18 protein-coding genes are annotated in these 22,307 nt (G+C 71.7%); 7 read left to right on the plus strand and 11 right to left on the minus strand.

What is annotated here, in order from left to right; translation table 11 throughout:
* Window positions 1-36: 36 nt before the first annotated feature.
* Together ABZ857_RS35450 and ABZ857_RS35455 are read right to left on the minus strand one after the other, a co-directional pair.
* Window positions 37-1,539 (minus strand): sugar ABC transporter ATP-binding protein, encoded by a 1,503-nt coding sequence (locus ABZ857_RS35450; protein ID WP_357052268.1) that lies wholly within the window; start codon window positions 1,537-1,539, stop codon window positions 37-39.
* Entirely contained in the window at window positions 1,536-2,663 is a 1,128-nt protein-coding gene (locus ABZ857_RS35455) for a Gfo/Idh/MocA family oxidoreductase (protein ID WP_357052271.1), read from the minus strand. Before ABZ857_RS35455 ends, ABZ857_RS35450 begins: the two co-directional genes overlap by 4 nt.
* Window positions 2,664-2,937: 274 nt before the next feature.
* Here ABZ857_RS35455 and ABZ857_RS35460 point away from each other — a divergent pair, with 274 nt between their 5' ends.
* Window positions 2,938-3,963: an ROK family protein gene (locus ABZ857_RS35460; protein ID WP_357052274.1), complete on the plus strand. Its 1,026-nt coding sequence runs from the start codon at window positions 2,938-2,940 to the stop codon at window positions 3,961-3,963.
* Window positions 3,964-4,066: 103 nt separating this feature from the next.
* Here the strand turns inward: ABZ857_RS35460 and ABZ857_RS35465 are convergent, their stop codons facing one another.
* The 3 genes from ABZ857_RS35465 to ABZ857_RS35475 form a co-directional block, all read right to left on the minus strand.
* On the minus strand, window positions 4,067-4,594 hold the full coding sequence (locus ABZ857_RS35465; protein WP_357052442.1) for an NUDIX hydrolase family protein: 528 nt from the start codon (window positions 4,592-4,594) through the stop codon (window positions 4,067-4,069).
* Between the two features lie 89 nt (window positions 4,595-4,683).
* Entirely contained in the window at window positions 4,684-5,529 is an 846-nt protein-coding gene (locus ABZ857_RS35470) for a hypothetical protein (protein WP_357052277.1), read from the minus strand.
* Window positions 5,530-5,602: 73 nt separating this feature from the next.
* The gene (locus ABZ857_RS35475) at window positions 5,603-6,577 is read right to left on the minus strand and encodes a patatin-like phospholipase family protein (protein ID WP_357052280.1); all 975 of its coding nucleotides are present in this window, start codon (window positions 6,575-6,577) and stop codon (window positions 5,603-5,605) included.
* A gap of 305 nt (window positions 6,578-6,882) precedes the next feature.
* Here ABZ857_RS35475 and ABZ857_RS35480 point away from each other — a divergent pair, with 305 nt between their 5' ends.
* Window positions 6,883-8,037 (plus strand): alkaline phosphatase PhoX, encoded by a 1,155-nt coding sequence (locus tag ABZ857_RS35480; RefSeq protein WP_357052282.1) that lies wholly within the window; start codon window positions 6,883-6,885, stop codon window positions 8,035-8,037.
* A gap of 207 nt (window positions 8,038-8,244) precedes the next feature.
* On the opposite strand, the gene ABZ857_RS35485 is transcribed toward ABZ857_RS35480, so the two are convergent.
* Window positions 8,245-9,198: a LacI family DNA-binding transcriptional regulator gene (locus ABZ857_RS35485; RefSeq protein ID WP_357052284.1), complete on the minus strand. Its 954-nt coding sequence runs from the start codon at window positions 9,196-9,198 to the stop codon at window positions 8,245-8,247.
* 322 nt (window positions 9,199-9,520) lie between these two features.
* On the opposite strand from ABZ857_RS35485, the gene ABZ857_RS35490 reads away from it, so the two are divergent.
* Both ABZ857_RS35490 and ABZ857_RS35495 read left to right on the plus strand, forming a co-directional pair.
* Window positions 9,521-12,052, plus strand: a complete 2,532-nt coding sequence (locus ABZ857_RS35490) for a glycoside hydrolase family 2 TIM barrel-domain containing protein (RefSeq protein WP_357052287.1) — start codon at window positions 9,521-9,523, stop codon at window positions 12,050-12,052.
* 94 nt (window positions 12,053-12,146) lie between these two features.
* On the plus strand, window positions 12,147-12,974 hold the full coding sequence (locus ABZ857_RS35495) for a glucose 1-dehydrogenase (RefSeq protein ID WP_357052290.1): 828 nt from the start codon (window positions 12,147-12,149) through the stop codon (window positions 12,972-12,974).
* Between the two features lie 131 nt (window positions 12,975-13,105).
* Here ABZ857_RS35495 and ABZ857_RS35500 read toward each other — a convergent pair whose 3' ends face one another.
* From ABZ857_RS35500 to ABZ857_RS35510, 3 genes are read right to left on the minus strand one after another with little or no spacing between them, the layout of a single operon-like run.
* Window positions 13,106-14,317 (minus strand): acyl-CoA dehydrogenase family protein, encoded by a 1,212-nt coding sequence (locus ABZ857_RS35500; RefSeq protein ID WP_357052292.1) that lies wholly within the window; start codon window positions 14,315-14,317, stop codon window positions 13,106-13,108.
* Between the two features lie 57 nt (window positions 14,318-14,374).
* Window positions 14,375-15,340, minus strand: a complete 966-nt coding sequence (locus tag ABZ857_RS35505; RefSeq protein WP_357052445.1) for a glucosyl-3-phosphoglycerate synthase — start codon at window positions 15,338-15,340, stop codon at window positions 14,375-14,377.
* A gap of 35 nt (window positions 15,341-15,375) precedes the next feature.
* On the minus strand, window positions 15,376-16,578 hold the full coding sequence (locus ABZ857_RS35510; RefSeq protein ID WP_357052294.1) for an MFS transporter: 1,203 nt from the start codon (window positions 16,576-16,578) through the stop codon (window positions 15,376-15,378).
* Window positions 16,579-16,694: 116 nt separating this feature from the next.
* On the opposite strand from ABZ857_RS35510, the gene ABZ857_RS35515 reads away from it, so the two are divergent.
* On the plus strand, window positions 16,695-17,333 hold the full coding sequence (locus ABZ857_RS35515) for a TetR/AcrR family transcriptional regulator (protein WP_357052296.1): 639 nt from the start codon (window positions 16,695-16,697) through the stop codon (window positions 17,331-17,333).
* Between the two features lie 178 nt (window positions 17,334-17,511).
* Here ABZ857_RS35515 and ABZ857_RS35520 read toward each other — a convergent pair whose 3' ends face one another.
* Entirely contained in the window at window positions 17,512-18,651 is a 1,140-nt protein-coding gene (locus ABZ857_RS35520; protein ID WP_357052297.1) for a serine hydrolase domain-containing protein, read from the minus strand.
* A 146-nt stretch (window positions 18,652-18,797) separates the two neighbouring features.
* Here ABZ857_RS35520 and ABZ857_RS35525 point away from each other — a divergent pair, with 146 nt between their 5' ends.
* Together ABZ857_RS35525 and ABZ857_RS35530 are read left to right on the plus strand one after the other, a co-directional pair.
* Window positions 18,798-20,108, plus strand: coding sequence for a sensor histidine kinase (locus tag ABZ857_RS35525; RefSeq protein WP_357052300.1), 1,311 nt, complete (start codon window positions 18,798-18,800; stop codon window positions 20,106-20,108).
* Window positions 20,105-20,779, plus strand: a complete 675-nt coding sequence (locus ABZ857_RS35530) for a response regulator transcription factor (RefSeq protein WP_357052303.1) — start codon at window positions 20,105-20,107, stop codon at window positions 20,777-20,779. The genes ABZ857_RS35525 and ABZ857_RS35530 overlap by 4 nt, the downstream gene beginning before the upstream one ends.
* A gap of 47 nt (window positions 20,780-20,826) precedes the next feature.
* Here ABZ857_RS35530 and ABZ857_RS35535 read toward each other — a convergent pair whose 3' ends face one another.
* Window positions 20,827-22,299 carry a helix-turn-helix domain-containing protein gene (locus ABZ857_RS35535; RefSeq protein WP_357052306.1) on the minus strand — a complete coding sequence of 491 codons (1,473 nt, stop codon included), beginning with the start codon at window positions 22,297-22,299 and terminating at the stop codon, window positions 20,827-20,829.
* Window positions 22,300-22,307 lie beyond the last annotated feature (8 nt).

Consider the following 22,307-nt stretch of genomic DNA (forward strand, 5'->3'; position numbering starts at 1 on the left):
CGGCAGACCCGGCCGGACCCGCCTCACTCCTCGCGCTCACGCCGCCTCACCGACCCCGTGACCGGTGGCCAGCGCCATCACGGCCTCCTCGCTCGCACCGGCGGGCAGTTCACCGGCCGGCGCACCGTCGTGCATGACGAGGATCCGGTCGCTCATTCCGATCAGCTCGGGGAGCTCCGAAGAGATCATCAGCACCGCCACGCCGCGCCGCGCGAGATCGCGCAGCAGCTCGTGTACGGCCCGCTTCGCGCCGACGTCGATGCCGCGCGTCGGCTCGTCGACGACCAGCACCTTCGGCTCGACCGCCAGCCACTTGGCGAGCACGACCTTCTGCTGGTTGCCGCCGGACAGGTAGCGCACCTCCTGGTGCTCGCCGTGGGCCACCACGGTCACCATGTCGAGCAACGCCTTGACGTCCGACTTCGCGCGGGAGCGTGCGCCACGCAGTGCGGCGCGGCGCACCAGCAGCGTGTTGTCGCGTACGGACTGGCGGAGTGCCAGCCCGTCCCCCTTGCGGTCCTCGGTGACCAGCGCGATCCCGAGGCGCACCGCGATCCGGGGCCGGGTGACCCGCTGTGCCACCCCGTCCACCTCCAGCACGCCACGGGTGAACGGCTCGACGCCGAACACCGCGCGTGCGACCGCCGAGCGGCCGGATCCCTGCAGCCCGGCCAGTCCGACGATCTCTCCGGCGCGCACCTCGATGTCCAGGTCGTGGACGCGGTCGTTGCCGGCGCCGCGCAACGCGAGACGGACCGGCCCGAGGTCGCCGGGGGCGGCCCGGTCCGGGTAATACTCGCCCAGGTCGCGGCCCACCATGTGCCGGACGAGGTCCTCGGAGGTCAGCTCGCCGGTCGGGGCGCAGGTGACGAACCGGCCGTCCTTGAGCACGGTGATCCGGTCGGAGAGGTCGAACACCTCCCGCATGCGGTGCGAGACGTAGAGGATCGCGATGCCCCGCTCGCGCAGCCGGCGCACCAGGTCGTAGAGCAGCTCGACCTCGTGATCGGCGAGCGCTGCGGTCGGCTCGTCCATGCCCAGCACCCGAGCGTCGGTCGACAGCGCCTTGACGATCTCCACGACCTGCCGCTGAGCGACCGACAACGACGACACGGCGTCGGTTGGATCGATTCCCTCCTCGCCGAGCCAGTCCAGCAGCTCGCGGGTGTCGGCCACCATGCGCCGCCGGTCGACCTGCATCCCCCGCACGGGCTCGCGGCCGAGGTAGACGTTCTCGGCGACACTGCGATGCGGCAACAGGGTGAACTCCTGGTGGATGATCGCGATGCCGGCCCGCTGCGCGTCGGTCGGGCCGGCGAAGGACACCTCGGCGCCGTCGACCTCGATGGTGCCGCCGTCTGGGCGGTGCACCCCGGCCAGAACCTTGAGCAGCGTGGACTTGCCCGCGCCGTTCTCGCCCATCAGCGCGTGCACCTCGCCCCCGCGCAGCTCCAGGTCCACACCCTGCAGCACCGGCACGCCGAGGAAGGACTTGGAGATCCCGGTCAGCCGCACGTTCGTCGCGATGCCGGACGTCATACCGGCACCTCTCTCCACGCGCCATCCGCGGCCGCCGAGGCCAGCACCGCCTCGGTGATCCGGACGGCGCGCAGGCCGGCCGCGAAAGTGGGCAGGCCGTCCGGCATGTCCTCGCCGCGCACCGCCCGGTAGGTGTCGGCGACGAACGCGTTGAAGCAGTCCTGGTAGCCCTGCGCGTGCCCGGCCGGCAGCCGGACGTAGCGCGCGGCGGAGGGGTGCAGCGTTCCGGGGTCACGCAGCAGCGTCTGGCCGCCCTCGCGCCGGCCGACCCACAGCCGCTCCGGGTCCTCCTGGTCGAAGCCGAAGCTCGCCTCGGTGCCGGAAAGCTCCAGGTGCAACCGGTTCTTGCGACCCGCGGCGACCTGCGACACCACCAGGGTGCCGACCATGCCGGCGGCGGTGGTGAAGTGCACGGAGGCCAGGTCCTCGGTGGGCTTCCCGTTCCCGCGGGCGCGCTCGTGCACGACCGCGGTGCGCGCGGACAGGCGCGCGATCCGGTCGCCCGTAACGAACTCGAAAAGGTCGCACCAATGCGAACCGATGTCGGCGAACGCCCGCGACGGCCCGCCGAGCGCGGCATCGACCCGCCAGTCGTCGTCTGACGGGCGAGACAGCCAGTCCTGCAGGTAGCCGCCGGTCACGCTGGCGACGACGCCGGCCTCACCCGCGGCCAGCCGCGCCCGCAACTCACGCACCATCGGGTGGAAGCGGTAGACGAACGGCACCATGGCCACCCGGTCGCCGGCCGCCTCGACGAGCGCGACGGCCTCCGCGCTCCCTGTGGCGAGCGGCTTTTCGCAGATGACGTGCACACCGGCGGCGAGCGCGGCGGCGGCGACGGGGGCATGCGACGCGTTGGGCGTACAGACATGCAGCACGTCGATCTCGGCGTCGTCGAGCAGGGCCGCCAGGTCCGGGTAGCCCTCGTCCGCACCGACCGCGCGTGCCGCGGTGGCGGCCCCCTCGGGGCGGGACGCCACCGCTGCCACGACGCTCGCCCCGGCGTGCCTGGCCGCCTCCGCGTGCACCTGTCCCATGAACCCCGCGCCTACAACCGCCACGCGCAGCGGCGGTTGCTCCGACTTGGTCCCACCAGACGCCCGTAATAGATCGGTTACAGACATGCGTTGACGGTAAGCCAACTTATGTCGACGGTCAACGAAAGTTCCTGCATAAAAGCTAGAACTTTTTGTGATCAACGTTTTAAGTGGCCCTGCTTCCGACGAACTAGGGTCGCTTCGCTTTAATTGAGGGGTGAGCCACGGGCAAAGTGCCACCTCAACGTCGCCTGGCGAGCTGCTTTGGCTGCTGCGGGACGGGCAGGCACGCACCCGTACCGAGCTGGCAACCGAGACCGGATTGGCCCGGTCGACCATACGCCTGCGTCTCGACGCGCTCATGAACGCCGGACTGGTCGCCGAGTGGGGCGACGCCGTCACCGGCGGCCGGCCCGCGAGCAGGTTCGCGTTCAACGCCCGCGCGCGAGTGGTGCTGGCGGCCGACGTCGGGGCCACCCACGCCACCGTCGCCATCGCCGACCTGATCAGTGAGCCGCTGGCCGTCGAGAGGCTCGCGCTGGACATCGCCGACGGCCCTGACGCGGTGCTGGGCCTGCTCATCGACACCTGGCGACGCATGCGCGCCGACCACGGCCCCACCGCTCCCGTGGCCGGCGTCGGCATCGGGCTGCCCGGCCCGGTCGAGCACTCGACCGGCAAGCCGGCCCATCCGCCCATCATGCCGGGCTGGAACGGATACGACGTGCCCGCGCGGATCGCCGCCGACTTCGCCGTGCCGGTCCTGGTGGACAACGAGGTCAATCTGATGGCGCTCGGGGAGCACGTCCGCTGCTTCCCCGACGAAGAGAACATGATCTTTGTCAAGGTCGCGACCGGCATCGGCTCCGGCCTGATCAGCAACGGCCGGTTGCATCGAGGCGACGTCGGCGCGGCCGGCGACCTCGGGCACATCCTGGCCCCGCACGCCGGCGACGTGCGCTGCCGCTGTGGCAACAGCGGCTGCCTGGAGGCCGTGGCCGGCGGGCCCGCCATCGCCGCCAAGCTCCGCGCCGCCGGCCTCGATGCGACGACCAACGCCGACGTCGTGGCCCTCCTGCAGGCCGGCGACCCGATCGCCGGCCAGGCGGTGCGGCAGGCGGGCCGGGACATCGGCGAGGTGCTGGCCGCCGGCGTCAGCCTGTTCAACCCATCGCTGATCGTGGTCGGCGGGGCGCTCGCGCAGGCCGGCGAGATGCTGCTGGCGGGCGTGCGGGAATCGATCTACCGTCGCTCGCTGCCGCTGGCCACCGAGCGCCTGCGCATCGTCACCTCACAGGCCGGCGAGAACGCGGGCGTCGTCGGCGCCGCTGCGATGGTCGTCCAGCACGCCCTTTCCCCCACCGTGCTGGACCGCGAGCTGGCCTAGAACTGCCGGGAAGGTACGCCGAGCGCGTGCCGCTGCCCCGCGACCTTCTTCACGGGGTTCCGCGCGACGCGCTCGGCCCTGCCTTCGCAGTGGAATGAACCGATCAGGTCAGGCGGCCGACGTGGGCGAGGGCCTGCTTGAGCAGCACCCCCTGGCCGCCGGTCATCTCCTGCTGCACGATCGGGGAGGCCGCCTCCTCGGGCGTGAACCACTCCAGGTCCAGCGCGTCCTGGCGGGGCCGGCAGTCTCCGCGAACCGGGACGATGTACGCCAGGGAGACCGCGTGCTGGCGGGGATCGTGGAACGGCGTGACCCCCGGGGTGGGGAAGTACTCCGCCACGGTGAACGGCGTCGGCGAGACCGGCACGCTCGGCAGCGCCACCGGCCCGAGGTCCTTCTCCAGGTGGCGCAGGAGGGCGTCGCGGATGCGCTCGTGGTAGTACACCCGCCCGGACACCAGCGCCCGGCTCACGGTGCCGTCGGCGCCGATCCGCAGCAGCAGGCCGACGCGGGTCACGGTGCCCGTGTCGTCCACGCGCACCGGCACGGCGTCCACGTACAGGATCGGCATCCGGCCCCGCACCGACTCGATCTCGTCGGGAGCGAGCCAGCCTGGCGTCGTTTCGGTCATTTCGGTCACGGGTCGATCGTACTTGCCCAGGCGGGGGACGGTTCGCAGGTCGGCGCAACCCGTGCCGCGCCTTCCGCGGCCGGCCGGCGTCAGACCCTGGCGGCGGGGCCGCGGCGGGCGCGGACGATCTGGTTGTGCTGCCAGACACGAGGATTGACATCGGCGGGCGCCGATCCCCTCGGCAGTTCTGCCAGGACCTCCCGGCGCGAAATGCGGGCCACGGCGACTCGCCGCCGGTAGTCGCGGAAAATCTGCATCTCGCCTTCGCTGCGATATGGCCCCATGCGATTGGAGCCGTCGAGATAGACGTAGTCCATGCCGTGGTACCAGTGCTCGCCGAGCATGGCCGCGTCGACGGCCCACAGGCGCAGCCGGGACGGCGGGGCACGGAAGACCAGCGCGCCGCCGGCCCGTTCCACGGCCGCGCCCCTGTCGTCCACGGGCGGCTCCCAGGCGGGCCAGCGGCGCTGCTCCTGGCGCTCGCGAACGCGGGCCACCTCGCTGTCCAGCCCCCACGTGTGCCACCGTACGGTTCCCAGCGAGGCCGCCCGCGTCGGGAGTCGGCGGCGCAGCTCCCGGATGCCCTGCCGGGTAAGGGTCGTCAGATGGGCGGGGACCAGCACGATCGGGTCGGCAGGTTCGGCGTCGAACGGGTTCGGGTCGAGGTGCGGCCGGTCGATGACGACCACGGTGCCCGGCAGGCGCTGGAAGGACAGGCCCCACAGCAGGCGGCTCAGCAGCAGGGCGCCGTGCCGGTCGGACAGGATGTGCCAGGTCTCGTGGAAGCGGTTGGTGGAGAAACGGGCCCGCGTGCCGGGCCTCAGGGTGATGACGCTGTAGTCGCGCCGGTCCGCCCGCAGCGGACGGCGGTGCAGCTTGAGGCGATCCCCATCGTCGCCCGCGGTCCTCGGTCTCGGTCGCTTATGCTCCGGCACGTCTCACCGTCGTCTCCCTCCCCGGCTCTGGCACTGCTCATGAAAGCCTCGCCCGCACCTGAGCACAACTGAATTAGCCGGGCCGGTGCCGCCGGTGGTCCGCGCCGTGCGGGGGGCCGAGCGGGCGGGCGAGACCGGGGTGGGGCTCGTGCCGCTCCAGCCAGTGGGCGGTCGACAGGGTGGCTCGCTCGATCATGTCGGCCGTACCACGGAAGTCGACGGGCAGCACCTCGACCGGGCAGAGCGGCGGCAGCACGTGCAGGCGGGTGCGCCGCCTGTTCTGCCGGATCGAGGCGCTGATGCGCTGCTCACTGAGCAGGTTGTAACCGTGCAGGGCCATGGCGATCGCCGTCGAGGGCGCGGCCGGCAGGTGGCAGGAGAATCCGGGCGCCAGCAGGTACGCCTCGTCGGCCCCCGCGTCGACGGCGTAGTCCAGGGTGGTCAGGTCCGCGACGCCGCCGTCCATGAGCACGTGGTCCCCTATCGTCACCGTGGGATACAGGGCCGGGATCGCGGTGCTGGCCAGCAGGGCCGGCAGCGCGGGCCCTCGCGACAGGACCACCGGCCGCCCCGTCCGCACATCCGCGGTGAGCACCGACAGCGGGGTCAGCGTCTCCTCCAGGGCGCGGATCGGCAGGATGCGTTCGAGGAACCGCCGCAGGGAGGAGTTGTCGAACAGGTAGTTGCGACGGCCGAGCGCGGCCGCGGCCAGGGTGGCCGGATTGAGCGGGAAGGTGTAGTTGAGCATGCCCAGCGCCTGCAGGGCTCCCCGCAGGGGATGGAAGGGCAGGCTTCCCGCCAGCGTGCGGAGCACGTCGGGCCCGCTCACCGGGTACACGTCGTGGCTGCTCACCGACAGCCACAGCCGGGCCAGTTCCTCCACCCCCGCGGCGTCGGGGCGTGAGGCGTAGTAGGCGCCGTTGAGCGCACCGATGGAGGCGCCCACCACCATGTCGGCGCGGATCCCGTGAGCGGTGAGCGCGCGGAGCATGCCGACCTGCGCGGCTCCCAGGCTGCCGCCTCCCCACAGGATGAACGCCGTCGTCATCGGCCGCTTCCCCACGCTCCCCCGGCCCCGGTCCCCCTTCCTACCCGTACGGGCCCATGCGCCGTCTTTCGCCGCCATCACGAGAGGGCAAAAGGGGGCGAGGACGGGGGTGCCGTGACGCCCACCAGGCGGCGGGCAGGTCCCGCATCGGCCCGGCCTCCCCTGCCGTGCGGGACGGAAGACCGGATCACACGGGCAGGACAGCCTCCGTTCACCCGGCGCACCGGAGCGCGTCGAACGGCCCTTCTACCGTTGCAGCCGCTCTGAGTACGGTCCCCCTGAACTCCGTATTGGAGGCGCCCCCCATGGAACGCCGTACCTTCCTCCGTTCGTCGGTGCTCGGCGCGAGCGCCCTGGCCTTCACCGGCAGCCTCTGGCAGGAGGCCCTCGCGGCCCCGGCGCAGAACGCCCCCGGCCCCTACGGCCCGCTGCTGGCCGCTGACGCCAACGGCATCCAGCTCCCGGCCGGCTTCACCAGCACCGTGATCGCCCGATCCGGTCAGCCGGTGCCCGGCACCTCGTACCGATGGCACCCGGCACCCGACGGCGGCGCCTGCTTCGCCGACGGCAGCGGCTGGATCTACGTGTCCAACTCCGAGGTCGACCCGGGCGGCGGCGCCTCGGCGATCCGCTTCGACTCGGCGGGCAGCGTCCTGTCGGCGGCCTCGATCCTGTCGGGCACCCGGCAGAACTGCGCCGGCGGCGCGACGCCGTGGAACACCTGGCTGTCGTGCGAGGAGGTCAGCCTCGGCTACGTGTACGAGACCTACCCGTTCGGCGGCGCGGCGGTGCGGCGGCCCGCGATGGGCCGCTTCAAGCACGAGGCCGCCGCGGCCGACCCGGTCCGCAAGGTGGTCTACCTGACCGAGGACGAGACCAACGGCCGCTTCTACCGGTTCATCCCGAACACCTGGGGCGACCTGTCGTCCGGCCGGCTGCAGGTGCTGTGCGCCGGGTCGGCCACCTCCGGCACGTTCACCTGGGCCGACGTTCCCGACCCCGACGGCTCCCCGACCGCCACCCGCAACCAGGTGAGCGCTTCGAAGTCCTTCAACGGCGGTGAGGGCTGCTACTACGCCGACGACACCGTGTGGTTCACGACCAAGGGCGACAACCGCGTCTGGCAGGTGAACCTGGCCGCCGGCACCTACGAGCTCGCCTACGACGACAGCCTCGTCAGTCCGGGCACTCCCCCGCTCACCGGCGTCGACAACGTGACCGGCTCGTCGTCCGGAGACCTGTACGTGGCCGAGGACGGCGGCAACATGGAGATCTGCCTGATCACCCCGGACGACACCGTCTCACCGTTCCTGCGGATCAACGGCCAGAGCTCCTCCGAGATCACCGGACCGGCCTTCAACCCGGCGGGCGACCGCCTGTACTTCTCGTCCCAGCGCGGCACGTCCGGCTCCTCCTCCGGAGGGATCACCTACTGCGTGACGGGTCCGTTCCGCGGATGACCCCGCGGGGCCGTACGGCGTCGCCCCGCGACGCGAAGCGCCGTACGGCCCCGGCGCCGGGCGCCGGTCACCCGCCCGGCGGTTCCCATGTGCCGAGGTCCGCCGCCGCCTGCCCGCGGACAACCCGATTTCCGGATCAGGAGCGTGAGATGGTCGCGCGCACAGATCGGCAGTTGATTGAGCATTGCTCCCGTCACCGGAATCAGCTCAGGTCGATTCGCCCTGTACGAGCCAGTATTCGCCCACCCCTGTGAGACCGTCGTCGGTTGTGTCGTCCTGCTGGGTGACGGCTCGCGCGAGGCTCCGCATGTCCGTGTCCATGTCGAAGCCGATGGTGGTCAGGCGGGGGGTGGTCTGGGTGGCCACCGGGGTGTCGTCCACCCCGACGAAGCCCAGGTCCTGTGGCACCCGCCTGCCGATCACCCGTGCGGCTCCCAGTGCCGCGGCGGCGGTGTCGTCGTTGTAACAGGCGATGCCCGTGCCGGCCGGCAACGAGGCGATCACCTCCAGGTCGGCGTCAGCGCGGAGCGCCACGGTGATCACCTGGGGCTCGGCCAGGCCGGCGAGCCTGCACGCCTCGCGCACGCCCAGCTCGCGAGCGTGCATGAGAACGTCGTTGCGGGCTTCGGAGAGCCGGGCATAGACGATGCGCCGATATCCGCGCCCTATCAGGTGCTCAGCCTGTACACGTCCCATGGTCCAGTTCCAGCCGCCGGGGCGGGAGGTCGCCCGGGCGACGTCGAGGGTGCGTACCCCCGTCGAGTCCACCACGGCGCGCTCCGCCTCGGTCAGATCCGAAAGGGCGATGACCGCTCGAGGCCGGACAGTGGTGATCATGGCACGGAAGGACTCCGGGGAGGAGGTGGCCGAGCGCATGAGCAAGGACAGGCCCTGCTCGGCCAGCGCGTCGGTCAACACGTCGATCGCCTCCCCGAACCGGCCGTTCGCCGCGATGGGCATCACGAGGAGGACCAGATCGCTCTGCCCCCGTGCGAGCGCACGCCCGGCGGCTTGGGGGCGGTAACCGAGTTCGGCCACAGCTCGCTCGACGGCCTCGCGGGTTGCCGGACTGAACCGGTCGCCGTGCCCGTTGAGGATGTAGCTCACGGTCGAGCGGGACACGCCCGCGCGACGGGCGACGTCTTCGCTACTGACCGTCAACGATCATCTCCTTCTTCCGCGCTCCTCGCCGTTTTTCTCTCGGTCAGATGCTAGACGGCACGGTCGGCCACCGCCTACGCTCGCTGTTCACGCGCGTGTTCACGCGCGTGAACAAGATCGAAAGGTGCCCTTCGTGGCCGATCCCACCTCCACCCGACCCGGCGGCAGCGGCTGCCACCGACGCCGATACGGCCAGGAGCGGCCGCATCCGTAGCCGCGCTGGGCCCGGCCCTGCCGGTGCGCCTCATCAAAGGTGTCCGCTGACGGGCACGTCCCCCCGCCCGCCCACGGTTGGGGCGCGGCATCGTTTCCCAGGAGAGCCATGATTCGCGAATCGTTGAACGACGGATGGCGCGTCGCCGCGCGTACGTCCGTCTTCGAGCAACTGGGCGGAGCCGGCAACGCCCAGGCGGTCCCGGTGACACTGCCGCACGACGCGATGCTCGCCGGCGGCAGGTCGGCCGAGGGCTCGGACGGCTCCCACACCGGCTACCACCGGCCCGGCGCATGGCAGTACCAGAAAGACCTCGAGGTGCCCGCCGCGTGGGTGCGCAAGCGGGTCACCCTCGAGTTCGAGGGCGTCTACCGCGACGCCATGGTGTTCATCAACGGCGCGTTCGCCGGGCAGTGGGCTGGAGGCTACTCCACCTTCCACATCGCCGCCGACCCGTACCTGCGATACGGCCAGACCAACACCATCCGGGTGGAGGCCCAGGCACACCAGGACTCGCGCTGGTACAGCGGCGGCGGCATCCACCGTCCCGTGCACCTGCTGATCGGTGGCCTGCTGCACGTCACACCGGCGGGACTGCGGGTGACCACCCCGCAGATCGACGACGAGCTCGCCGTCGCGGCGGTCTGCACGGAAGTGGCGAACGAGGACATCACCACCCGGACCGTCGAGGTGATGCTGGAGGTGCACGACGGCGCCGGAGCGGTCGTGGCCTGCGACCGCGCCCCGCTTACCGTGCTCGCCGGTGAGCGGGCAGTCGTCCGCCAGCGGGCCTACATCCGCAACCCCGCCCTGTGGAGCGTGGAGGAGCCGCATCTGTACACGGCCACCGTGCGCCTGGTCGACGCGGACGGGCAGGCCGACGAGGCCCGCACGACGTTCGGCATCCGCAGCGTGTCGGTGGACCCGATCCGGGGCCTGCGCATCAACGGCGCCACCGTCAAACTGCGCGGCGCATGCGTGCACCACGACAACGGTCCCCTCGGAGCCGCTGCCATCGGCCGGGCCGAGGAGCGTCGCGTGCGGCTCCTCAAGGAGGCCGGGTTCAACGCCATCCGCTCCGCGCACAACCCGATCAGCACCGCCATGCTGGAAGCCTGCGACAGGCTCGGCATGCTCGTCATGGACGAGACGTTCGACATGTGGGCGCAGTCGAAGAGCAACGACGACTACTCGCGCCGGTTCCCGCAGTGGTGGGAACGCGACATCGACGCCCTGGTCGCCAAGGACTTCAACCATCCCAGCGTGATCTTCTACTCGATCGGCAACGAGATCCTCGAAGCCGGCACCCCGCACGGCGCCCGCCTGGGGCGCCTGCTCGCCGAGCGCGTACGGGCCCAGGACCCTACGCGCCTGCTCACCAATGCCCTCAACGGCATGCTGGCGGTGCTGGACAAGATGCCCGAGCTCATGGCTCAGGGGCGTGACGACTCCACCGGGGACGGTGTCTCCGGCGGCGGTTTCAACGACGCGCTGGGGTCCATGGCCGAGGTCGTGGCCGGGCTCACGGCCCTGCCCGAAGTCGGCGAACGGCTCGCCGAGTCCGCCGCGGTGCTGGACGTCGTCGGTCTCAACTACGGCGATTCCCGTTACCTCAGCGACCAGGACACCTTCCCCAACCGGGTGGTGGTGGGCTCGGAGACGTTCCCGACATTGATCGACCGGTACTGGAAGCTGGTCACCGAGCACGGGCACATCATCGGCGACTTCACCTGGACGGGCTGGGACTACCTGGGCGAGAGCGGCATCGGCCGTCCCGTCTACCCCGGGGAGGGTCCCTCCTTCGGCGCTCCGTACCCATGGCTCACCGCCTCGACCGGCGATCTCGACATCACCGGCCGGCGACGCCCTGTCTCCTACTACCGCGAGATCGTCTTCGGCCTGCGCGGCACCCCGTACCTGGCGGTGCAACGCCCCGAACACCGCGAGCATCCCTTCGAGGCCAACGCCTGGTCCTGGACCGACTCGATGGCAAGCTGGACCTGGGACATCCCGGTCGGCACGCCTGTCTGTGTGGAGGCCTACGCCGACGCGGACGAAATCGAGTTCCTCCTCAACCGTGACGTCGCGGCCCGCGTCCCTGTCGGCGGCGGCAAGGCGTTCGTGGCCACGGCCGAGCTACCGTACCGGCCCGGCACGCTGGAGGCCGTCGCCTACCGGGACGGCGCCGAGACCGGCCGGTGCCGGCTCGTCACCGCGGCAGCACCCTCGCGACTGCGGCTCACCCCTGACCGCGAGCAGGTGAGCGCGGACCAGCAGGACCTCGCCTACCTCGACATCGCCTTGATCGACGAGCACGGCACCATCAACCCGATCAGCGACCGCGTCATCACCGTCACGCTTGACGGCCCGGCCACCCTGCAAGCCCTGGGCACCGCACGACCGTCGACCGAGGAGTCCTTCCTGGCCACCTCCTGCACCACCTACGAAGGCCAGGCGCTTGCCGTGCTCCGCCCCACCGGCGCCGAAGGTGTGGTGACGGTCACCGTCCACGCCGACGGACTCCAGCCCGCCGCCGTCTCCGTCAACCTGTGCACCCCGATCAGCAGGGCTCTTTCCACCGGCGGAAGCGGCTGGAGCCGAAGCGGCGCGCGGCCGACGGGCCCCTCATCGCCCCTGTGACGTCGCCCCTGTGACGTCGCCCCTGTGACGAGCCGGCCCACGGCGCGGCACACGGAATCACCCCATTTCACGGAAGAACCGAAGGAGATCCTTCATGTCCACTGCCGATGTGTCCGGCAAGTCCCTGACCGACCTCGTTTCCCTGCGAGGGCGATGTGCGGTTGTGACCGGAGGCGGCCGGGGGCTGGGCAAGGCCATCGCGCTCCGCCTCGCCGAGGCCGGCGCCGACCTGCTGATCGGTGACATCGACGAAGAACCAGCCGTGACCGCCGCCGAGCAGCTCGCCGAACGTCACGGAGTGCGCGCGATCGGCGTCGCCATGGACGTCACCGACGCGGCGTCCGTCGCCGCGGCGGCGGACCGCGCGGTCGCCGAGTTCGGCGGCCTGGACGTCTGGGTGAACAACGCCGGCGTCTTCCCGAACATCCCCCTGCTGGAGATGAGCGAGGAGGCCTGGGACAAGGTGTTCGCGGTGAACGCCCGCGGGGTTTTCACGGGCGCGCGTGAGGCGGCACGCCGCATGGCGGCCGCGGGCCCCGACGGTGGCAGGGGCGGCGTCATCGTGAACATCGTCTCGACCGCCGGCTTCCGTGGCAGCGCTCCGGGCCTGGCCGCCTACGTCGGATCCAAACACGCCGCCCGCGGCCTCACCCGGGAACTGGCCCTCGAACTCGCCCCGCTGGGCATCCGCGTACTCGGGGTCGCACCCAGCTACGTTCCCACGGAAGGCAACATGATGGCGGCCGCGGCCGCGGGCGTGAACCCCGGCGACATCCCGCCCACCGACCTCATGGCGACCAGCCCCATCGGCCGCAGCGGCGTCCCTGACGACATCGCACGCGTCGTCCTGTTCTGCGCCTCGGACCTGTCGGCCTTCATGACCGGCAGCACGCTGCTCGCGGACGGCGGCGCCACCGCCTGACAGTGATGATGTCCCCGCGTCGGCGGGTCCACAGGGGAACCGGTGGGCCCGCATCGGCGGCACTGAGCGGGTGCGGGCCGCCTTGACCGGCACAGGCACATGGGCAAGATCGTGATCTACGGCCGGAGTGGCTAGCGGACGGGGAGGCCGGTGACGGCGCGGCCGATGATGAGGCGCTGGATCTCGCTGGTGCCCTCGAAGATCGTGAAAATCTTGGCGTCGCGGTGGAAGCGCTCGACCGGGTGCTCGCGGGTGTATCCGGCCCCGCCGAGGATCTGGATGGCCTGCTCGGTCGCCCAGACGGCCGTCTCGCTCGCGACCAGCTTGCTCATCGAGCCTTCGGCCTGCTCGAACCGCCGGCCGTGCCGGGCCATCCACGCCGCCCGCCAGGTCATCAGCCGGGCGACGTCCACCCGGGTGGCCATGTCGGCCAGCAGGAACGCGACCGCCTGGTTCTCCCCGATCCTGCGGCCGAACTGCTCACGTTCACGGGCGTAGTCCCGCGCGTACTCGAAGGCGGCGCGGGCGACGCCGACGGCCATCGCGGCGACGAGGGGGCGAGTGGTCTCGAAGGTCCGCATCGCGGCCTGCTCGCCGGACCGCGCGCCGGCGCGCACCCGGGCGAGCCGCTCGTCCAGCTTCTCCTTGCCGCCCACCAGGCACCGGCCGGGCACCCGTACGTCGTCCAGGACGACCTCGGCGGTGTGCGAGGCGCGGATGCCGTGCTTCTTGAACTTCTGCCCCTGGGACAGGCCGCGCGTGCCGGGCGGGACCACGAAGGACGCCTGGCCCCGGGTGCCCAGCGAGGGGTCGACCGAGGCCACGATGACGTGGACGTTGGCGATGCCGCCGTTGGTGGCCCAGGTCTTCACGCCGTTGAGGACCCACTCGTCCTTGGCCTCGTCGTAGACGGCCCGCGTCCTGATCGCGCCGACGTCACTGCCGGCGTCCGGCTCCGAGGAGCAGAACGCGCCGAGCTTGACGTCGTCGGGAGTGCCGAACATCTGGGGCAGCCACTCCCCCATCTGCTCGGGGGTGCCGTTCGCGGCGATGGAGGCGGCGGCGAGGCCGGTGCCCACGATCGACAGGCCGATGCCGGCGTCCCCCCAGAACAACTCCTCGAACGCCACGGGCAGGCCGAGTCCCGACTCCTCGAACCACTGCTGCGCGAAGAAGTCCAGCGAGTACAGCCCGATCTTGGCGGCCTCCTGGATGACCGGCCAGGGCGTCTCCTCACGCTCGTCCCACTCCGCTCCCGCCGGGCGGATGACGTCCCGGGCGAACTCGTGAACCCAGTCGCGCAGCTCGCGGACGTCGTCGCTCAACTCGGGGCAGAAGGTCATCGGGGGCTCTCCTCTCCTTGGTGTTACCAACGGTAACACCTCGGCCGGAGGTGCCGGTCAGCGCAGCCGGGACGCGTACTGCGGGATCGTCGCCATCGGCGGGCGCTCGGCCACCCCGACGTCTCGCGTCAGCGGGCGGTGCCCGGCGGGGCCGCGCTCGAACTGGACGAGCCGCGCGGACGGCTCGTGCAACGGAACGATCTTGTCCTGGCGCTCCAGCCGAGCCCAGGCGGTGTGCATGATCTGCCCGGCCATCCCGCCGAGCGCCTCCGTCGACTGGTGGGAGTGGACGCGGCGGCCCAGGTCGACCTGGGCGAGCGCGTCGAGTCCCACCAGGTCAAGCAGGTCGATGAGGAGCCCCAGCTCCACGCCGTACCCGGTGACGAACGGCACCCGCTCCAGGACCGCGCGGCGGCCGGCGTACTCGCCCGCGAGCGGCTGCACGAACCCGGCGAGCAGCGGCCAGTGCAGGTTGAGCAGCGGCCGGGCGACCAGCTCGGTGACCCTGCCCCCGGCGTTCGGTTCCGCCGCGCCGAGCAGCGGCCGGTCGTAGCACGCCTTCACGTATCCGACGGCGGGGTCGGCCAGCAGGGGCCCCAGCAGGCCGGTCACGAACGAGGTGCGGAACTCGCGCAGGTCGGCGTCGACGAACACCACCAGGTCGCCGGTCGTCACCGCGAGGGACTTCCACAGCGCCTCGCCCTTGCCGTCGTAGCGCGGATCGTGCAGCTCGGGCAGGATCTCGTCCTGCGCGAAGACCTTCGCCCCGGCGCGTAAGGCCCGGGCCGCCGTGTCGTCGGCCGACCGGGAGTCGATCACGACCAGCTCGTCCACCAGCGGCACGGCCTCGACGAGGTCGCGGCGCACGGCGGAGACGATCTCCCCGACCGTCTCCTCCTCGTTCCTGGCCGGCAGCACCACCGAGATGGTGGCGCCTCGCTTGGCTGACAGCAGGGTGCGGGCCGGCCAGTCGGCCGCCGACGAGGTACGCCGACTCAGCCAGGCCTCCACCTCAGGCAGCACGCCCGTCCTCCCCCTGTCCGCCACGTTCACTGGCATCACCTTATGCGGCGGCCGGAGGAGGCGATCAGCACGAGCCCCCCTCCCAGCGCGAGCACCCCCGCCACGCCGTACATGAGGGCGGCGAAGCCGTACGGCGCGGCGGCCGAGGCCGCGACCGGGCCGACGCTGGCTCCGGTGAACAGGAAGAAGGTGAACAGGGAGACGGCCGTGCCCCGCGCGGGACCGGCCAGCAGGCCCACGGTCTCGATCACGGCGGGGGCGGCGACGCCGATCGCGAAGGCGAAGACGGCCAGCAGCACCGCCAGTGCGGCGACACCGGGGGCGGCCAGCCCGACCACCAGCGCGAGCGCCGCGGCGAGCCCGAGGGCCAGGGCCGCCCTGCGGGCCGGGGAGATCCGGGCCAGGTACGGCGTGGTGAACGGGATGGCGATGATCGCCGGCAGCGCGGTGGCGCGCAGCGTCAGCAGCGCGGAGGGGTCGCCGGCGATGCCCGCGGGGCCTTCGAGCTGCAACGCGGTGTAGAGGGCGACGAACGCGCCGAGGACCGTCAGCGTGGCGGCGTACACCAGGACCAGGCGCGGGTCGCGCAGCAGCACCGGGACGGCGGCGTAGGGGTTCGTTCCGGCCCTGGGGGCGGTGTCGGGCAGCATCACCCGGCGCAGCACCACGGTCACGACGGCGAACGCGGCGCCGCCGAGCAGGAAGACCGGCCGCCACCCGAGCAGGTCGGCGAGGGCCTTGGCGGCGAGCTGGGCGACCACGGCCGAGGCGAACAGCGCGCTGACCACGGAGGTCATCGTCACGGCCCGGCGGCGCGGTTCGACGCGCTCGGCGATGTACGCGAACGCGGTGGGGGCGAAGACGGCGGTGGTGACGCCCTCGACCACCCGCAGGGCGAGCGCCACCCCGGGCCCGGGGCTCAGCGCGACCAGCGAGGTCGTCACCGCCGTGGCCGCCATGCCCCAGGTCATCACGCGGCGCCTGCCGCACAGGTCGGACAGCGGGCCGAACAGCAGGAAGCCGCCCGCGTAACCGAGGCCGAACGCGCTGACGAGCCAGGTGAGGACGGCGGCGGGGGCGCCCCAATCGGCCGACATCCGGGCCAGCAGGGGGATCACGACGTAGAGGTGCCCGGTGGCGAGCAGGCCGGCCGGCACGAACGCGGCCACGGTGCGCCGCGCCGGGGCGTAGGTCTCGCCGGCCGCGGGTGGGAGGAGGACGGGCGTCGATGTGCTCATGGCGAGGACGGTAACCAACCAACCAGTTGGATGTCAACCAACTAGTTGGTGGCAGGTGTGGGTATGCTGAGGGAACACCCGTGAGCCCCGTCCGCCCATGAACACGGAGGAAGCCGATGTCGCCCCGCAAAGACGCCAAGGACCCCACCGCCGCCACCAAGGCCGCCCTGCTGGAGGCCGCGCGGACGGAGTTCGCGGCGTACGGCGTGGCGGGCGCCCGGGTGGACCGCATCGCCGAGCGGGCCGGCGTCAACAAGGAGCGGATCTACGGGCACTTCGGCAGCAAGGAGAAGCTGTTCGACACCGTCATCAAGTCGGCGATGGACGAGGTCGCCGCGGCGGTGGCGCTGCCGGGCAAGGACCCGGCGGAGTACGTCAGCAACCTCTTCGACTTCTACTCCACCCACCCCGACCTGGTACGCCTGCTGATGTGGGAGGCCCTGCACTACCGGGGCGAGGACGACCTACTGCCCGGCCAGGAGCTCCGGGTGGACAAGTGCCGGTCGAAGACCGAATCGCTCGCCGAGGGCCTCGGCCGGGAGCCGGACGTCTCGGTCGCCCGGATGGTGTTCACGTTGGTGGGCATGGCGATGTGGCCGAGTGTCATGCCGCAGCTCGCCCGGATCACGGTCGGGGAGGAGGCGGCGACCCCCGAGGGCCGCGAGGCGCTGCGCGAGCACCTCGTGGCGTTCGTCCGCGCCGCCGTGGAGGGCCGGGCCGGGGACGGCCTCTCCGCCGTCGGGGGCCGGCCCTGAGGCGCGTTCCGCGACGCGCGGCGGCCAGGTCGCCCCGCACAGTCCGGGGGATTGGGTTGCCACGAGGTCTCCGAGCTGACGGTCGTCCCGGTCTACGATCCGTCCGCCGGAGACCTCGCTGTTCGGCCCCCGCCGTCGCGCGGCGGGCGGGCCGTCCCTATAAAACGGCCACTCGCCCCTATGCCTGCGGGCAGAGCACCGTCTTGGCCGCTTGCCGGGTGACGTCGTTCATGGCGTTGCGTTCGCCGTCGGACATGGCCAGCGTGGTAGACACGGCGAACTGCATGCGGCCGTCGGCCGACGTGTAGGTGACGGAGACGAACCCGGGGAAGCTACCCGCGATCGCGGGGGCGATCTCGGGACTGCCGCCGCACATGCCGCCGGTCGGCAGCGGGGGCAGCCCCTCCGGCGGATCCGTGATCACCTTCTGCAGCGACGCCGGCAGCAGCTTGCCCCGCCGGAAGGCGCGCTGGAAGGCGCTCATGTCGTGCGCGGTGGACACCACACCCCCGGCGCCCAGCAGGAAGCTGGCGTTGACCCGGTCGACGTCGCGCATCCTGCCCGTGTCGTCGGCGGCGTAGCCGTGCCCGTGCGGGCCGGTGATTCCCTGCGGCGGCGCGACAGGCAGGTAGGTGTCCTTCATCCCAAGTGGAGTGAACAGCCGCCGCTTGAACTCGGTTGCCAGGCTGTGGCCGGTCAACTTCTCGATGATGAGGCCGAGGAGGATGTAGTTGGTGTTGGAGTACTGGTAGGTCCCGATCTCGACGGTCCGGGACTTCTTCCGCGAGAGCGCCAGCAGGTCGGCCGGGCTGTAGCGGGTGGTGAAGTCGAACAGGCCCACCGGCATGTAGTCGGGAATGCCGCTGAGGTGCCGGAGCAGATGCCGTACCGTGATCTCTCCCGCCCGCTCCACCTGGTTCTTCGTCACCACGTCCGGCAGGACGTCGGCAAGCTTGTCATCCAGACTGATCTTTCCTTCCTCCACGAGTTGCAACAGCAGCGTGGCCGTCATCTGCTTGGTCTGCGAGCCGATCCGGTAGCGGGCACCGGAAGGAATCTTGCCGCCCTTGCCGCCGAGCAGGCGGGAGCCGGCCGAGCCCGCGCCGACGCGTTTGCCGTCGACGTACACCTCGCCGATGGCGCCGACGACGCCGGAGGTCTTGGCCAGGGTCTCCATGGCCTGCTGAACGTCGCCCACCCGCGGCTTGGTCCCAGTCGTTGTAGTGGCGGCGGTCGCGGGCACCGCGGTGCCCAGTGTCAGGACCGCGCAGGACAGAGCGGCCGCCCGGGCCGCCCTTGAGAGTTCGCGTCGAATCATGTGATCACCTTGGTGGCCGCGCGGCCCTGCCCGCGTCTGGCGGCGGTCACATGAACGCCTCTGTCCGAGGATGTACGCGAGGGGCGAGATGTCCCTCCTGAGGCAGACGTGACGGCACACGAGCGGACCCTAGACTTGGCAAAACCATGACAAAGCCCCACACCACGACAGAGCACAGTGCGGCCGTCCTGCGCGGTTGGGTGCGCCGGGCAGTGGTGCAGGACACCGCGCTGGGGGCCGGGCTGCTGGCGGCCTGCGTGACGGTGAACCGCCCGCAGGCCACGGTGGAGGCCGCGCCCGGCGCCCATGGCATGGCCGGCCTGTGGGTGTGGTGGGGCATGACGGCGCTCATCGTGACCGGTGTCGCGTTGCGCCGGAGCCTGCCGCTGCCGATGCTGGCGCTGTCCACGGCAGCGGCCGGGGTGCACCTGGCCGCGAATGTGCCCCCGATGATCGTCGATCTGGGGGTGCTGATCGCGCTCTACACGGTCGCCGCCCGCACCACTCGGATCGTCTCCGCTGCGGTGCTGGCCGCCCTGCTGCTGCTCGTCACGGCGTGGAGCCTGTACCAGGGGCTCGCCGGTCTGCCGACCCCGGTCTTCCAGGTGCGCCACGCTCAGAACCCGCCGCCCGGGCCCGAGCAGGCGGCGACCGCGGGCCGAGAAGACGGGCGGGTCGCCTGGAGCGGCGTGTTCGTCCTGGGCTCGGGGCTGGTGTCCGCCTGGGCGATCGGATCGAGCGCGCGCAGCCGCCGCGCCTACCTGAAACAGCTCCACGAACGCGCCCGCGACCTGGAACGCGAACGCGACCAGCAGGCGGCGCTGGCCGTGGCCGCCGAGCGCGGGCGGATCAGCCGGGAGATGCACGACGTCGTGGCGCACGGCCTGTCGCTGATCGTCATCCAGGCCCAGGGCGCCGCCGCCGCGCTGGACCAGCGGCCCGCCGACACCCGCGCCGCCCTGGAGACCATCGTCACGACCGGGCGGGCCAGCCTGGCCGACATGCGACGGGCGCTCGGCGCACTCGGCGAGGTGGACGACGCCTGGCATCCCCAGCCCGGGCTGGCCCAGCTCCCCGCCCTGCTGGCTCGGGTACGGCGAGCGGGCACACCGGTGCGGCTGCGCGTCGACGGTGTCCCCGCCACCCTGACCGCCCCGGTGGACCTGACGGCATACCGGATCGTCCAGGAGGCGCTGACCAACACCATGAAGCACGCTGGCGCCGGCGCGAGCGCCGACGTGGTCCTGACCTATGGCGACACGGCAGTGAACATCGAGGTCACCGATGACGGGCAGGGCCCACGACACGACCCGCGCCACGGCAACGGACTGCGCGGCATGCACGAGCGCGTGAAGCTGCTCGGCGGCACCCTCCGCACCGGGCCGGCGGCCCGGGCCGGCTTCACCGTGCGGGCGGCGCTGCCGGTGGACGAGCCGGTTGACGGGCCACGCGCATGATCCGCGTCCTGCTCGCCGATGACCAGGCCCTGGTCCGCACCGGCTTCCGCATGATCCTGGAGAACGCCCCCGACATGGAGGTGGTCGGCGAGGCCGGCGACGGCGCCCAAGCGGCCGTGATGGCGCGCGAGCTGCGGCCGGACATCGTGCTGATGGACGTGCGCATGCCGGATGTGGACGGCGTCGAGGCGACCCGCCGCATCTGCGCCGGCGCCGAGGACGGTCCTGGAACAACTGTCCGGATTCTGATGCTGACGACCTTCGATTTGGACGAATACGTCTACGCCGCCCTTCACGCCGGCGCGAGCGGCTTCCTGCTCAAAGACACCCTCGCGCCCGATCTGCTGTCGGCGATCCGCGTGGTCGCCCGCGGCGACGCGGTCGTCGCGCCCAGCGTGACCCGCCGGCTCCTCGAGCGCTACGTCGGCACCGGCCCCCCGCCTGCCGCATCCGCCACCCGTCCCGACGCCCTGACCGAACGCGAACGCGAAGTGCTCGCGCTCATCGCCCGCGGCCTTTCCAACAGCGAGATCGCCGGCCTCCTGCACCTCACCGAGGGCACCGTCAAGACGCACGTCAGCCGGATACTGTCCAAGCTCGGCCTGCGCGACCGGGTCCAGGCCGTGGTGTACGCCTACGAATCCGGTGCGGTACGCCCGGGAGCCGGCTGAACCTTGAGCGGGACGACGGGGCGGCGTGGCGGGCCACGCCTGAGGCTTCAGCCGTGGGCGGCGTGGCGCTCCAGGAACGCGTACACGTCGGCCTCGTCGACACCCGGGAACGACCCGGGCGGCAGCGCGGCGAGCACGTGGGAGTTGGCGCGGGCCGACGGCCAGGCGTAGCCCTCCCAGCGCTGCGCGAGCTCGGCCGGCGGGCGGCGGCAGCACTCGCCGTTCGGGCAGTTCGACTTGGTGCGGTGGGTGGTCTCGCGCCCGCGGAACCACCGCGACTCCCGGTACGGCACGCCCAGCGTGATCGCGAAGTCCTTCTCCTGCGACGGGTCCACGTGGGCGACGCAGAAGTACGTGCCGGTGGGCGAGTCGGAGTACTGGTAGTACAGCGAGAACCGGTCGGGCGAGTGGAACACCTGGCGGCCCGACCACTGCTGGCACATCCGCTGGCCCTCGATCGCCCCCTGCTCGTCGGCCGGGAAGACGATGCCGTCGTTCTCGTACGCCTTGTAGATGATCCCTCCGGCGTCGTTGCGCACGAAGTGGCAGACGAGGTCGAGGTGGCGGGTGGCGAGGTTGGTGAACCGGTGCGCCGCCATCTCGTAGGACACCGCGAACACGTCGCGCAGGTCCTCCACCGACAGCGCCTTGTCCTGCTTGGCCTCCCGCAGGTAGGGCACGGCCGCCGCCTCGGGCACGAGGACGGCCGCGGCGAAGTAGTTGGCCTCCACCCGCTGGCGCAGGAAGTCGGCGAAGTCGCGCGGCTTGTGGTGCTGGAGCGCGATGTGCCCGAGCGTCTGCAGCAGCACGGTACGCGGCGTGTGCATGCCCAGTTGCTGGCGTTTGACGTAGATGCGCCGGTTGCGCAGGTCGGTCACCGACCGCGCCGACCGCGGCAGGTCGGGGGCGGTGTGCACGGCGAACCCGAAGTGCGACACCAGCGCCTGCACCGTGCTCTCCGACAGCGCGCCGGTCCGGTAGCCGACGGCGGTCAGCGCCTCGGCGGCGGCCTTCTCGATCTCCTCGAAGTAGTTGCCCAGCTCGCGCTGCTTGCGCCGCAGCTCGGCGTTGGCCGCCCGCGCCTCCTCCGGGGTGGCCGTGCCCTTCGCCTCCCGGGCCTTGAGCTCCTCGAACAGGCTCAGGATGTGCTCCAGCACGTCGTTGGGCACCCGTGAGGAGACCTTCAGCCGGCTCAGTCCGAGCCCCGCGTAGAGCGGGTCGCGCTGGGCCTCCTCCAGGGCGATCTCGAGCTGGGCCCGCCGGTTCGGCGCCTGCCTGCGCAGCAGCTCCTCCACCGGCACGTTGAGCGCGGCGGCCAGCGACTTCAGCAGCGAGAGCTTGGGCTCGCGCTTGCCGTTCTCCAGCAACGACAGCTGGCTGGGCGCGCGCCCGACGCGCTCCCCGAGCTCGGAGAGCGTGAGACCACGCTGCTTGCGCAGGTGCTTGAGCCGCTGACCGAAGGCCAGGAGATCGAGCTCGTGCGTCAAAGACAGCGGTTCTTCGCCCAGGACGGAGGTCATAACCCGAT

Source organism: Microbispora sp. NPDC046933 (assembly GCF_040644635.1).
GTDB lineage: Bacteria > Actinomycetota > Actinomycetes > Streptosporangiales > Streptosporangiaceae > Microbispora.

Bases quoted from the DNA above. Each gene is read 5' to 3' on its own strand.
- ABZ857_RS35475 (WP_357052280.1), bottom strand. From the start codon at position 6,577: ATGACGACGGCGTTCATCCTGTGGGGAGGCGGCAGCCTGGGAGCCGCG.
- ABZ857_RS35535 (WP_357052306.1), bottom strand. From the start codon at position 22,299: ATGACCTCCGTCCTGGGCGAAGAACCGCTGTCTTTGACGCACGAGCTC.
- ABZ857_RS35490 (WP_357052287.1), top strand. From the start codon at position 9,521: ATGATTCGCGAATCGTTGAACGACGGATGGCGCGTCGCCGCGCGTACG.
- ABZ857_RS35520 (WP_357052297.1), bottom strand. From the start codon at position 18,651: ATGATTCGACGCGAACTCTCAAGGGCGGCCCGGGCGGCCGCTCTGTCC.
- ABZ857_RS35450 (WP_357052268.1), bottom strand. From the start codon at position 1,539: ATGACGTCCGGCATCGCGACGAACGTGCGGCTGACCGGGATCTCCAAG.
- ABZ857_RS35515 (WP_357052296.1), top strand. From the start codon at position 16,695: ATGTCGCCCCGCAAAGACGCCAAGGACCCCACCGCCGCCACCAAGGCC.
- ABZ857_RS35495 (WP_357052290.1), top strand. From the start codon at position 12,147: ATGTCCACTGCCGATGTGTCCGGCAAGTCCCTGACCGACCTCGTTTCC.
- ABZ857_RS35500 (WP_357052292.1), bottom strand. From the start codon at position 14,317: ATGACCTTCTGCCCCGAGTTGAGCGACGACGTCCGCGAGCTGCGCGAC.
- ABZ857_RS35460 (WP_357052274.1), top strand. From the start codon at position 2,938: ATGAACGCCGGACTGGTCGCCGAGTGGGGCGACGCCGTCACCGGCGGC.
- ABZ857_RS35525 (WP_357052300.1), top strand. From the start codon at position 18,798: ATGACAAAGCCCCACACCACGACAGAGCACAGTGCGGCCGTCCTGCGC.
- ABZ857_RS35510 (WP_357052294.1), bottom strand. From the start codon at position 16,578: ATGAGCACATCGACGCCCGTCCTCCTCCCACCCGCGGCCGGCGAGACC.
- ABZ857_RS35530 (WP_357052303.1), top strand. From the start codon at position 20,105: ATGATCCGCGTCCTGCTCGCCGATGACCAGGCCCTGGTCCGCACCGGC.
- ABZ857_RS35465 (WP_357052442.1), bottom strand. From the start codon at position 4,594: ATGACCGAAACGACGCCAGGCTGGCTCGCTCCCGACGAGATCGAGTCG.
- ABZ857_RS35455 (WP_357052271.1), bottom strand. From the start codon at position 2,663: ATGTCTGTAACCGATCTATTACGGGCGTCTGGTGGGACCAAGTCGGAG.
- ABZ857_RS35480 (WP_357052282.1), top strand. From the start codon at position 6,883: ATGGAACGCCGTACCTTCCTCCGTTCGTCGGTGCTCGGCGCGAGCGCC.